Here is a 12,590-nt window from a genome sequence, read left to right as displayed (position 1 = left end):
TACTGCAGGGGGGACCCTGTGGGAGAGTAGGACGCCGCCGAACTAATTTTGATGAATAGCCTCGTTCCCCGAGTTTCGACTCGGGGAACGAGGCTGTTTTGCGTTCCAGGCCGGCGAGCCACACATAGAGTCAAGCGCGGTAGCTCTGATCTGCCGGCGCTTCTCCCCATAGTCTCTGCCGTGCCATCAGTGCACGCCGTGCCCGAGCGACGAGGGATCTCATGCCCGCTTACGTCATCGTCAATGTTGATGTGCTCGACGAGGAGGCTGGCTTGGCAGACGCAGACGCAGACGCAGACGCAGACGCAGACGCAGACGCAGACGCAGACGCAGACACAGCCGCAGCCTTTGCCCAGGAGTCCGTCCTCGGTTGCGGTGCCGCTACCTTGTCGCGGGCACCACGCCCGAGCGTCGAAGAAACCTGGGATTCCTCCCGATTCGTAGTCATCGAGTTTCCCACCATGGAACCACTCCGGGGAGTGGTATGACTCCCCGGAGTACCGGCGCGCTCGGGCGATACGAGAAGAGGCAAGGTCTGCGTGGGGACGCTGTTCGTCCAGGGCATGCCCCCGAGGGGTTCTCCCTCCCGGCCTAGGGTGCTTGTGGTTGCCTCTTGGACGATGTCGCGGAACCAAAGCGCCGTCAGAAGCGCCTAGGGGAGCGGGCAGGGCAGGTCGGCTCTACAGCCGGCCGGTGGACTTCAGGGTGAGGTAGGCGTCGGCCAGGTCGGGGGCGAGGCGGTCCGGGGTGGCGTCGATGACGGTGATGCCGTGGTGGCGGAGCCGGTCCGCGGTGCGGCGGCGGGCGGCGCGCGTCTGTTCTGCGGCTGCGGCGGCGTAGACGGACTGGGGTGTGTGGCGGCCGGTTGCCATTTCCTCGATGCGGGGGTCGGCGACGGCCGCGACGATGAGTTCGTTGCGCTGGGTGAGGCCGGGGAGAACGGGGAGGAGGGCTTCCTCCACGGGGGCCGCGTCCAGGCCGGTGAAGAGCACGATGAGGGACCGGCGCGGGGTGCGGCGGTGGATCGTGGCGGCCAGGCCGCGGGCGTCCGCCTCGACCAGTTCGGATTCGAGTGGGGCGAGTGCCTCGGTCAGGGCCGGGAGGACATCGCGGGCCGCGTGGCCTTGGACTGAGGCGCGTACGCGGCGGTCGTAGGCCAGCAGGTCCACGCGGTCGCCGGCACGGGCGGCGAGAGCGCCGAGCAGCAGGGCGGCGTCCATGGACGCGTCGAGGCGCGGGACGTCGCCGACGCGGCCTGCGGAGGTGCGGCCGGTTTCCAGGACGAGCAGGATGCGGCGGTCGCGTTCGGGGCGCCAGGTGCGGACGGCGAGGTCTTGGCGGCGGGCGGTTGCGCGCCAGTCGATGGACCGGGTGTCGTCGCCGGGGGTGTAGTCGCGGAGACTGTCGAATTCGGTGCCTTCGCCGCGGGTCAGGATGCTGGTGCGGCCGTCGAGTTCGCGGAGCCTGGCGAGCTTGGCGGGGAGGTGCTTGCGGCTGGTGAAGGGCGGCAGCACACGCAGCGTCCAGGGGACGTGGTGATTTCCCTGACGGGCTGCCAGGCCGAGCGGGCCGTAGGAGCGGACGGTGACGCGGACCGCATGGTGGTCGCCGCGGCGGGTGGGGTGGAGCGCGGTGGTGAGCCGGCGGCGCTCGGAGGCGGGGATGCGCACCGTGTGGCGGGATGCGGGGATGTCCGAGCCGGGCTGGAAGGAGCTCGGGGGCCAGGCGTCGCGGATCTTGGCGCGTAGGGTGCGGCGGCTCGGGTTGGTGAGGGTGAGGTGGGTGTGGGCTTCGCCCGTTAGTCGAACGGTTGTGTCACCTGTGCGGGTGAAATGGAGCTTTCGCACTGGCGCGGCGAGCGCGAGGTCGAACAAAATCGCTATCAGCAGGACGAGTTGGACGGTGAGGATGCCGAGCCAGCTGGGCAGCACGAAGCCGACGAAGAGGGCTCCGGCTGCGGAGATGAGGGCGGTGCGTCCGGTGAGGGCCACGGTGTCGTCTTAACGGGGGACGGGGAGATGCGCGAGAACGGCGTTGATCACGGAGTCTGCGGTGACTCCTTCCATCTCCGCTTCGGGGCGGAGCTGGACACGATGGCGGAGCGTGGGAAGGGCAAGGGCCTTCACGTCGTCAGGGGTCACATAATCGCGGCCGGTGAGCCAGGCCCAGGCGCGTGACGTGGAGAGCAGGGCGGTGGCTCCTCGCGGGGAGACGCCGAGTGCGAGCGAGGGGGATTCACGGGTGGCACGGCAGATATCGACGATATAGCCGGTGACTTCGGGGGATACCGAGGTCTCGGCGACTGCCTCTCGGGCCGCGTCGAGGTCGGCGGCGGAGGCGACGGGGCGCAAGCCTGCGGCGCCGAGGTCACGGGGACTGAAGCCGGCCGCGTGGCGGGTGAGGATGTCGATCTCGTCGTTGCGGGCGGGCAGTGGGACCGTCAGTTTCAGCAGGAACCGGTCGAGTTGGGCCTCGGGCAGCGGATAGGTGCCCTCGTACTCCACCGGGTTCTGGGTGGCGGCCACGAGGAACGGCTCGGGGAGGGGGCGGGCGGTGCCGTCGACGGTCACCTGACGCTCTTCCATCGCTTCGAGCAAAGAGGCCTGGGTTTTGGGAGGCGTGCGGTTGATCTCGTCGGCGAGCAGCAGGTTGGTGAAGACCGGGCCCGGTTGGAAGGAGAACTCTGCGCTGCGGGCGTCGTAGACCAGCGAACCGGTGACATCGCTCGGCATCAGGTCGGGGGTGAACTGGACGCGCTTGGTGTCGAGTTCGAGGGCGGTCGACAGGGCGCGTACGAGCAGGGTCTTGGCGACGCCGGGGGAGCCCTCGAGGAGCACATGACCGCGGCAGAGGAGGGCGACGACCAGGCCGGTGACGGCAGGGTCCTGGCCGACGACGGCCTTGGCTATCTCGGTGCGCAGGTCCTCGAGGGAGGCTCGGGCGCGGTCAGCGGTCGGGGTGCTCACGGGGGGCATGCCTCTCTTGGGAAACGAGCGAGGATTCGAGTTCGTCGAGTTGGTCCGCGAGGCGGACCAGGGCCCGGTCGTCCGCGGGAGCCGGGCCGAACAGGAGGGTGTGGAGATCTGTTCCGGCGTCAGGGGGCGAGGTCAAGTGGGCTTGTACGGCGGGGACGAGGACGTCAGGGGTATGGGCGTGAGCCGGGGACACGCCTGTGAGGGGGGCGAGCCGCATGCGGGTCGCGGAGCGCAGTACGGCTGAGGCCCGGTCACGGGCGTTGGCCTGTTCGTAGAGACGTGCGTGGCCCTCGGTGGTCTCGGCGGCCGGGACGGTGACGGGGAGCTTTTCCGGCACCAGGGGGCCGAGGCGGCGAGCCCGCCAGAGGGCTGCGAGTACGGCGGCGAAGGCGAGTTGGAGCAGGGCCCAGCGCCAGCCGGAGGGGATGAGGTCGAGGAAGCCGCGCTGGTCGTCCGGGGCGGATGACGGGTCGCTGACAGAGGGGAGGTACCAGACCAGATGCTTGTGGGAACCGAGGAGTTGAAGTGCCAGCGAGGCGTTGCCGTCCTCGGCGAGGTGCTGGTTGTGCAGGAGATCGGCGGAGCCGAGGAGCACAGTGTCGCGGCCGGTGCCGGACGCCGGCAGCCGCAGCAGGGTGGGGCGGCCCCCGACGAGGTAGCAGCGGTCGGCGCCGTTGGCGGGCGTGGCGTAGCGCATTCCGCCGAGGAGGGCGTTGCCGGCGCGGCGGGCTTCGGGCAGGGAACAGGACGGCGAGAGCGGGGTGTTGCCGACCGGGGTGTCGACCTGGACGTGGGGGGCGAAAGCGTTGAGGGCCGAGGTGCCGGGGGCGAGCAGGACGGTGCGTCCGGGGGTGTGCGCGGTCGCGTTACGCAGGCCCGTCAGCTGGCGCTTCGTCAGTACGTCGGGATCGGTGACGAGCAGGGTGGTGCCGGGGCCCGTCGCGGCGGCGGCCTCCTCGGATGTCGTCACGACCTGGGTGGAGACACCGCGGGCGGCGAGGAGTTGGGCCAGTGCCCGGCTCCCCGACCGGTCCGCCGAACGGGGGTCGAGTCGGCCGTACTGTTCCCCGGACTGCAGGGCAGCGAGGACGATTCCGCTGATGACGAGCAGGAGGATCGCGAGCAGGGGGCCACGCGAGCGGGTCCACACCCGGCGGGTGGCGGGGGAGAGCGCGAAGCCGTCCGTGGTGGCCGTGGTCATCCGCGGCTCCTGGTCGCAGTGGCGGCCAGGGTGGGCTTGGCACGCTGGAGGTCGGTGTCGAGGCTGGTCAAGAGGGCGTATGCCTGCTCCGTGCCGGGACGGCCGCCGTATGTGACGTCGTCGAAGGTGCGGGCGGCGGTGCGCAGTTGGCCGGCGTACGGGGGGAGTGCCCGGCCGGCTTCGGTGGCGGCCTCGTCGGCGGTGCGGCCGGGGCCGGGGGTGAGCAGGGCGCGCTCTTCGAGGGAGAGCACGATGGCGCGCATGCGGTCCTGGATGGCCTGGTTCCAGTGGCCCGCGGCGGCGTGCCGGTCGGCGGCCGTTCGGTGTTCCGCGGCCGTGCGGGGCGTGTCGGCGAAGAGCGCGCCGCCGGTGGTGGGTGTGCGACGTACCGCGCCGAGCCGGAGCCGGAGGGCGACGACCAGCAGCAGGACGAACGCGGCGATGGCGAGGAGCCCGATCCAGCCGCCCGGTGTGGTGCCGGCGGCCGCGCTGAACAACTCGTCGACGCGGTCCCAGAGCCAATCGAGCGCCCGCTGGATCGGATTGGGGTCGTGCTGGTGGTACCGAGGATCGGACAGCTCGCGCTCGGCCGCATCGCGGGCGGGCAGGCGAGGAGTCCGTACGGGTATGTCGTCGTCGGTACGCGCGATGAATCGTCCGAGCGCGGCCATGTTCCCCCCTGTGGTCACCGCATCAGCTTCCGGGAGCGGCGTCGGTGGGGTGCTGCCCGGAAGCATCGGCGGGGGTCGTCGCGGCCGTCGGCGCTTCGTTGCCGGGGGCGTCGGTGCCGTAGCCGGGGAGGCCTGCGGCGCGGGCGAGTTCGAGGTCGAGGGCCTCGCGGCGGATGCGCTGGTCCATGTAGAGGAGCGCGGTGACGCCGGCGCTGATCGGGAAGGTGATGGTGGAGCTGATGACCGCGCCGATGCCCAGCACGACCAGGAAGGACCAACCGGTGCTGGTGCTGGTGCCGTTCGCCCACGACATGAGGCTCTCGCCGCCGATGAGGAAGGCGATGAGGGTGGCCGGGATCTGGATGATGAACTCGACGATGGCGATCAGCAGGTAGGCCAGCAGCTGGGCGCCGAGCACCCGCCACCAGGAGCCCCGTACGAGCTTGGCGGAGCGCCGCATCGACGCGATGACACCCTGCTTCTCCAGCATCAGCGCGGGGGAGGCGAGGCTGTAGCGGACCCACAGCCAGATGCTCACGACGGTGGCGGCCAGGCCGCCGAGCATGGCGAGGAGCAGGCCGATGTCGAGGGTGCCCGTGGCGGCGAGGATGACGCCGGGAGCCACGCCGACCGCGAATATCGCGGTGACGATCGCGGGGAGCAGAACGAGCAGGCCGAGCAGGCGGGGGAGTTGGGCGCGGGCGTCGCGCCATGCCTCCCCGGCGGTCACCGGGCGGCCCAGGACGGCTCGGCTGACGACCATGGTGAGCAGGCCGGTGGCGATGATCGTGGCGAGCAGCCCGATCACCGAGGTGATGGCGCTGCCGGCGAGGGTGTCGCCGAGCTGGCGCATGGTGTCGCGGAGCGGCGGGACGTTGTCGTTCGAGAGGGTGGTCGCGCGGCCGCCGTCCTGGAACCACACTCCGGTGACGATGGTGACGGCGGTCTGCGCGACGACCGCGACGACCAGGGAGATGCCGAGGACGGTGCGCCAGTGGGCGCGCATGGTGGAGACCGCGCCGTCGAGGATCTCGCCGATGCCGAGCGGGCGCAGCGGGATGACACCCGGCTTGGCCGCCGGAGGCGTCGCGGACCAGCCGCCGCCCCAAGGGGGCTGCTGGCCGGGGCCCGGTCGGCCGTCCCAGCCTGGCGTGTCCGAGGTCGACGACGAGGCGCGGGTGCGGTCGCCGGCCGTGCCCTGACCGCCGCTGCCATGGGGGCCGCCCTGGCTGGGGATGCCGGTGGGGGCCGACCACTGGCCGGCGGGCGGCTGCTCCTTGGACCAGTTCGGCGGGGTGGGCTGCTCCGCGGGCCCGGGCTGCTCTTCCGATGCCTGCTGGGCGGGCTGCTCCTGTGTGCCGCGGCCCGGCTCGTCGGAGGGCGTGGATCCGGGCGAGGCCCAGCCCGGAGAGTTGTTCATCGTCGCTCCTTCTTACTGTCCGTCCGCCGGGACGGCCGGGGTCCGGGGTCCGCGGTGCCAGTCATCGTGTCATGGCGCCCGGCGTTGTGTACCCGCGCCCTGAGAGTGAGGGGACCTTATGTTCGAGGGCGGGTCGGCGGCAGACTGAGTGGATGGGCGATCAGTACGAGGTATCCGAGGCGGGCGCCGGGGCGCTCGCGATCCCGTCGTTGCGCTGGGAGGAGCCGCCGGAGGGGCCCGTATTGGTCCTCCTCGACCAGACCCGCCTGCCGGCGGAGGAGGTCGAGCTGGTGTGTACGGACGTACCGGCGCTGGTTCAGGCGATCCGGACGCTGGCCGTGCGCGGGGCGCCGCTGCTGGGCATCGCGGGGGCGTATGGGGTGGCGCTGGCCGCGGCGCGGGGCTTCGACGTGGACGAGGCCGCGGAGGCGCTGGCGCAGGCCCGGCCGACCGCGGTCAATCTGGGGTACGGCGTGCGCCGGGCGGCCGGCGCCTATCGCGCGGCGCTGGCCGGCGGGGCCGATGCCCCGGCGGCGGCGCTCGCCGAGGCCCGGGCCGTACACGCGGAGGACATCGAGGCCAGTACGGGGATGGCGCAGCACGGTCTGGCGCTGTTGGGCGAGCTGCTGCCGGGTGGGGGTCACCGGATCCTCACGCACTGCAATACGGGTGCGCTGGTGTCCGGGGGCGAGGGCACCGCCCTGGCGGTGGCGCTCGCCGCGCATCGGGCCGGTGAGCTGCGGCGACTGTGGGTGGACGAGACGCGGCCGCTGCTGCAGGGAGCGCGGCTGACCGCCTATGAGGCGGCGCGGGCGGGCATGGCGTACACGGTGCTGTCGGACGGTGCGGCGGGGTCGCTGTTCGCCGGCGGCGAGGTGGACGCGGTGCTGATCGGGGCGGATCGGATCGCGGCGGACGGTTCGGTGGCCAACAAGGTCGGTAGTTATCCGCTGGCGGTACTGGCGCGGTACCACCACGTTCCGTTCGTGGTGGTGGCGCCGACCAGCACGGTGGATCTGGAGACCGAGGAGGGGGCGGACATCGAGGTGGAGCAGCGGCCGGGGCAGGAAGTGACGGAGTTCTCGTTGCCCAGTGCGCAGGGGCCCGGGACTGCCGTGGGCGTGGCCATACCGGTGGCTCCGTTGGGCGCGCAGGCCTATAACCCGGCCTTCGACGTCACTCCGCCGGAGCTGGTGACGGCGATCGTGACGGAGGCCGGAGTGGTGTCGCCGGTGACTCGGGAAGCGCTCGCCGAGGTGTGTTCCACGTCACGATGGAGAAAGTCACGATCAGGTAATGGGATGATGGCCAAATGAAGGGACGCGTCCTGGTCGTCGACGACGACACCGCACTGGCAGAGATGCTCGGCATCGTGCTGCGCGGCGAAGGCTTTGAACCGTCGTTCGTGTCGGATGGTGACAAGGCCCTGGCTGCCTTCCGCGAGACCAAGCCCGATCTTGTTCTGCTCGACCTGATGCTGCCCGGACGGGACGGTATCGAGGTGTGCCGGCTGATCCGGGCGGAGTCCGGTGTGCCGATCGTGATGCTGACGGCCAAGAGCGACACGGTGGATGTGGTGGTCGGGCTCGAGTCGGGCGCGGACGACTACATCGTCAAGCCGTTCAAGCCCAAGGAGCTGGTGGCCCGGATCCGGGCGCGGCTGCGGCGTTCGGAGGAGCCGGCCCCCGAGCAGCTGGCGATCGGTGACCTGGTCATCGACGTGGCCGGCCATTCGGTGAAGCGGGACGGCCAGTCGATCGCGCTGACCCCGCTGGAGTTCGACCTGCTGGTGGCGCTGGCGCGCAAGCCGTGGCAGGTGTTCACGCGTGAGGTGCTGCTCGAGCAGGTCTGGGGCTATCGGCATGCCGCCGACACCCGGCTGGTCAATGTCCATGTGCAGCGGCTGCGCTCCAAGGTCGAGCGGGATCCGGAGCGTCCGGAGATCGTGGTGACCGTGCGCGGCGTCGGCTACAAGGCCGGGCCCAGCTGAGATGGTCCGGGACGGTTCGGCCCCGGAGGGAAAGCGGGGGCGCACCGTCGGTCCGACGGGTGATATGTCCTTTTCGGGTAAGTTGTCTGCTCGTTTGCTGCGCGGTGGGCAGTTGCTGCCCGACGGCGCGGTGAGTGGGCCGGTCCACCCCCTGCTGCGGCTCTTCAGCCGTTGGGTACGCCGGCCGCTGCTGCCCGCCCTGCGGCTGTGGCGCCGCAACATCCAGCTGCGCGTGGTGGCGACCACCCTGCTGATGTCGCTCGCCGTGGTCCTGCTGCTCGGCGTCGTGGTCGTCGGACAGGTCCGCAACGGCCTGCTCACGGCCAAGGCGCAGGCCGCGCAGAGCCAGGCGGTGGGCGGCTTCAGCGTCGCCCAGAAGATGGCCGACGGCGCCGACGACACCCGCGGCGACGATGGCGCCCGCACCGGCAACCGCGGCACCCAGGACTCCGCGACCTGGCTCACCGGCCTGGTCGAACAGCTCGCCAGCGGTGGCCAGGGCGTGTTCTCGGTCGTGGCGCTCAGCTCCGACTCCGACGAACCGTTCGGCGACTCCAGCCCCGGCACCCGCGGGCCGCGCGCCTCCGGAGACGTTGATCCCGAGCGCAGCGTGCCCGCCGAGCTGCGGCGGAAGCTGGACACCAAGTCCGGAACGTTCCGCCAGTACACCCAGATCAAGCGCATCGGGTCGGACGACGGCGTGCCGGCGCTGATCATCGGCAAGCGGCTCAACGACGTCAACAGCAACCAGTACCAGCTCTACTACCTCTTCCCGTTCAGCCAGGAAGCGGAGTCGCTCAAGCTCGTGACGGGGACGCTCGCGACGGCCGGGGTGTTCGTCGTGATCCTGCTCGGCGCGATCGCCTGGCTGGTCGTGCGGCAGGTCGTCACGCCCGTACGGATGGCCGCGGGGATCTCCGAGCGGCTGGCCGCCGGCCTCCTCCAGGAGCGCATGAAGGTCACCGGTGAGGACGACATCGCCCGGCTCGGCGAGTCCTTCAACAAGATGGCGCAGAACCTCCAGGTCAAGATCCAGCAGCTGGAGGAGCTGTCCCGGATGCAGCGCCGGTTCGTCTCCGACGTCTCGCACGAGCTGCGTACGCCACTGACGACCGTACGGATGGCGGCCGACGTCATCCACGAGGTGCGCGACGAGTTCGACCCCGCCACGGCGCGCTCCGCAGAGCTGCTGCGCGGCCAGCTCGACCGCTTCGAATCGCTGCTCGCGGAGCTGCTGGAGATCAGCCGGTTCGACGCCGGCGCGGCCGCGCTGGAGGCCGAGCCGATAGACCTGCGCGATGTGGTGCACCGCGTCATCGAAGGCGCCGAGCCGCTCGCCGAGGCGAAGGGCACCCGCATCCTGGTGCGCGGCGCCGAGCAGCCCGTCATAGCCGAGGCCGACACCCGGCGGGTGGAGCGGGTGCTGCGCAATCTCGTCGTCAACGCCGTCGAGCACGGCGAGGGCCGGGACGTCGTGGTGCGGCTGGCCTCCGCGGGCAGCCGCAGCGGCGGCGCGGTGGCCGTCGCGGTGCGCGACTACGGCGTCGGCCTCAAGCCCGGCGAGGCCACCAGGGTCTTCAACCGCTTCTGGCGCGCGGACCCGGCCCGGGCCCGGACGACCGGCGGTACGGGACTGGGCCTGTCCATCGCGGTCGAGGACGCCCGGCTGCACGGCGGCTGGCTGCAGGCATGGGGCGAGCCGGGCGGTGGCTCGCAGTTCCGGCTGACCCTGCCCCGTACGGCCGGCGAACCGCTGCGCGGCTCCCCGATCCCCCTGGAGCCGGAGGACTCGCGGCGCAACCGCGGGCTGGACGAGACGGGGCAGCCGCGGGCCGGGACGGGGCGCAAGACGTCCACGATCCCGGTCCAGGCGCGGTCCTCGCAGTCCAGAGGTGCACAGCCGCTCGCCGCGGAGCCGCGGGCGATGGCCCGTGCGACCGCCGATCCCACGGCGCTGCCCGGCAGCGGCGCCCGTGTGATGCCGCAGAGCGGGGGCGTACGGAGCGAGGAGATGGGGCGCGACAAGAGTGCGCGCACCGACGTGCCCGCCGGTGACGGCGGCGCGGAGCGGGAAACCGGACGGGGCGTGGAATCGGAGGACGGGCTGCGTGGACACTGAGCGCGGAAACGAGCGCGTAGTGGCGCCCCCGTCCCGTACGCGTGCCCGCCGGGGAGCCGGGCGGGCACGCAAGCTGACCCTGTTCGGCTGCGCGGCGGCCCTGCTGGCCGGGTGCGCGTCGATGCCGGACAGCGGGGAGGTCACGCCGGTCGACCAGTCGCCGCGCTCCGAGGGCGACTCCCAGGTGCGGGTCTACGGCGTACCCCCGCAGGACGGGGCGCAGCCGACCAACATCGTGCGCAGCTTCCTCGACGCGACGACCAGCGACGAGGCCGATTTCCGGACGGCCACGCAGTATCTGGCCAAGTCGGCGAAGCGGACCTGGCGGCCCTTCCAGGTCACCAAGGTGCTCCAGGAGCGCCCCAAGCCCGAGCCGAAGGTGCAGCCGAACCGCGAGGACGTCAACGGCTACACGGTCACGCTCTCCGGCAGCCAGGTGGCGTCGGTGGACGACCACCACGCCTACACCCCGGAGGAGAAGCCGTACCGCCAGACCATCCACCTCATCAAGGAGGACGGCCAGTGGCGGATCGACCGGCTGCCCGACGGGCTGGTGCTGGGCCTGTCCGACTTCCAGCGCATCTACCGCTCCGTCAACAAGTACTACTTCGCCTCCTACAAGTCGGAGTCCGAGGAGCCGAAGGCGAGCCGCAACGTGCTCGTCGCCGACCCGGTCTACCTGCGGCAGCGAATAAAGCCGATCACGGCCAGTGTGGAGGCGCTGCTGTCCGGGCCCACCGACTGGCTGAACCAGGTGACCACCTCGGAGTTCCCCCGCGGCACCCGGCTCGCGGTCAATGATCTGGCGCTGGACGACGCCAACGCACTGCGGGTCAAACTCAGCAAGGCGGCGGTTAACACCGACACCACCCAGTGCAAGCGGATGGCCGCTCAGCTCTTCTTCACCGTCCAGGACATGACACGCGCCTCGAAGATCAGCGAGGTGGAGCTCCAGGACGACGGCGGCAACTCGCTGTGCGTGCTGTCCCAGGACCAGGCCGAGCGCGACTTCGCCCCGCCGCAGCCCACCGGGCGTGCCCCCAAGGAGTACTTCATAGACGCCGACCACAAGGTCGTCGCCATGTCGGACTCGGCGACCGAACCGACACCGGTGCGCGGTCCGTTCGGTACGGGCAGTACGCCCCTGCGCTCGGTCGCCATCTCGCGCGGCGAGAACGCCGCGGCCGGGGTCTCCAACGATGGCCGGTCCCTGTACGTGGCCGCCATGGAGGACGGCGTCGAGCGCGGTGGACCGCTGCTGACCAGCGCAGGCTCGGCCAAGCACGCCGACGAGGGGCTGACCGCGCCGAGCTGGGACGGGCTGGGGGACCTGTGGATCGCGGACCGCGACGCCCACGGCTCTAGGCTGCTGCGGATACGCGAGGGCAAGGGCGACCCCGAAGAGGTCGCGGTGCCCGGTCTCGGCGGGCGGCGGATCAAGGCGATCAAGGTGGCCGCGGACGGTATCCGGATCGCGGTCCTGGTGGAGGACAAGGGGCGTACGACGCTTCAGCTCGGCCGGGTCGAGCGGGACGGCAGTTCGGCGCATCCGGTGCTGTCCGTGCAGGAGCTGCGACCGATCGCTCCGCAGTTGGAGGACGTGGTGGCCGCGTCCTGGGCGGGCGGCAGCCGGCTGGTCGTCGTCGGGCGGGAGTCCGGCGGGGTGCAGCAGATGCAGTTCATGGAGACCGACGGCTCGGCGTCCAACGCGCAGACGCTGCCCGGCGTCAACGGCGTCAAGGCGGTCGCCGCCTCGGAGGACGAGACCAGGCCGCTGATCGCCGACGCCACCGAGGGCATCGTGCGGCTGCCTCCGGACGCGAACTGGAAGACCGTGGCGAAGGACGGGACGGCGCCTGTCTATCCCGGGTGACGGGGTGACGGGGTGACGGGGTGATGGGGCGACCGGGTGGCGTGACGGGGGCCCGGGGGTGACCGGGGGCGCCATGACGGGGTGCCCGCGCGGGCCACGGACGGAGCGGACATCCGCGCCGTGCCCCTGGCGGCCCCTTCAGCTGTTCCGTGCCTGGACGGCCTGCGCGACGGGCAGGCACGGTCTGCCGGGGTTCCGGCCTGCGCTGACGGGCTCGGCCCGCTCGACGGGCGGCACCAAGGGACCACAAGAGACCAAGGGACCAAGGGACGACTAGGGACCAAGGGTCCGTGCCGCTGACCTGCCTCATCGGCCTGCCTGGGGCCGGGCCCCGGGCGCTT

The 12,590-nt window shown here is 71.5% G+C and carries 9 protein-coding genes; 4 read left to right on the top strand and 5 right to left on the bottom strand.

Features of this window, described 5'->3' with window-relative positions; genetic code table 11:
- Positions 1-680: 680 nt before the first annotated feature.
- The 5 genes from ACZ4NB_RS37920 to ACZ4NB_RS37900 are packed head-to-tail and all read right to left on the bottom strand — an operon-like array spanning position 681 to position 6,267.
- Complete coding sequence (locus ACZ4NB_RS37920) at positions 681-1,991, bottom strand: DUF58 domain-containing protein (protein WP_467667606.1); 1,311 nt, start codon at positions 1,989-1,991, stop codon at positions 681-683.
- A gap of 9 nt (positions 1,992-2,000) precedes the next feature.
- Entirely contained in the window at positions 2,001-2,975 is a 975-nt protein-coding gene (locus ACZ4NB_RS37915; RefSeq protein WP_467667605.1) for an AAA family ATPase, read from the bottom strand.
- Positions 2,947-4,176 carry a DUF4350 domain-containing protein gene (locus ACZ4NB_RS37910; RefSeq protein WP_467667604.1) on the bottom strand — a complete coding sequence of 410 codons (1,230 nt, stop codon included), beginning with the start codon at positions 4,174-4,176 and terminating at the stop codon, positions 2,947-2,949. Before ACZ4NB_RS37910 ends, ACZ4NB_RS37915 begins: the two co-directional genes overlap by 29 nt.
- Complete coding sequence (locus ACZ4NB_RS37905) at positions 4,173-4,865, bottom strand: DUF4129 domain-containing protein (RefSeq protein ID WP_467667603.1); 693 nt, start codon at positions 4,863-4,865, stop codon at positions 4,173-4,175. Before ACZ4NB_RS37905 ends, ACZ4NB_RS37910 begins: the two co-directional genes overlap by 4 nt.
- A 4-nt stretch (positions 4,866-4,869) precedes the next feature.
- Positions 4,870-6,267, bottom strand: a complete 1,398-nt coding sequence (locus ACZ4NB_RS37900; RefSeq protein WP_467667602.1) for a DUF7847 domain-containing protein — start codon at positions 6,265-6,267, stop codon at positions 4,870-4,872.
- Between the two features lie 152 nt (positions 6,268-6,419).
- Here ACZ4NB_RS37900 and mtnA point away from each other — a divergent pair, with 152 nt between their 5' ends.
- The 4 genes from mtnA (at position 6,420) to ACZ4NB_RS37880 (ending at position 12,249) form a co-directional block, all read left to right on the top strand.
- Complete coding sequence (gene mtnA, locus ACZ4NB_RS37895) at positions 6,420-7,583, top strand: S-methyl-5-thioribose-1-phosphate isomerase (RefSeq protein WP_467667601.1); 1,164 nt, start codon at positions 6,420-6,422, stop codon at positions 7,581-7,583.
- Positions 7,580-8,257 carry a two-component system response regulator MtrA gene (gene mtrA / locus ACZ4NB_RS37890; protein WP_030416996.1) on the top strand — a complete coding sequence of 226 codons (678 nt, stop codon included), beginning with the start codon at positions 7,580-7,582 and terminating at the stop codon, positions 8,255-8,257. Before mtnA ends, mtrA begins: the two co-directional genes overlap by 4 nt.
- Positions 8,258-8,321: 64 nt before the next feature.
- Positions 8,322-10,376, top strand: coding sequence for an MtrAB system histidine kinase MtrB (gene mtrB / locus ACZ4NB_RS37885; protein WP_467667600.1), 2,055 nt, complete (start codon positions 8,322-8,324; stop codon positions 10,374-10,376).
- A complete protein-coding gene (locus ACZ4NB_RS37880; RefSeq protein ID WP_467667599.1) occupies positions 10,366-12,249 on the top strand; it encodes an LpqB family beta-propeller domain-containing protein in 1,884 nt (627 codons plus the stop codon). Before mtrB ends, ACZ4NB_RS37880 begins: the two co-directional genes overlap by 11 nt.
- Positions 12,250-12,590 lie beyond the last annotated feature (341 nt).

Source organism: Streptomyces sp. NPDC026575 (genome assembly GCF_055567415.1).
This window is presented reverse-complemented; position numbering and strand designations above follow the sequence as displayed.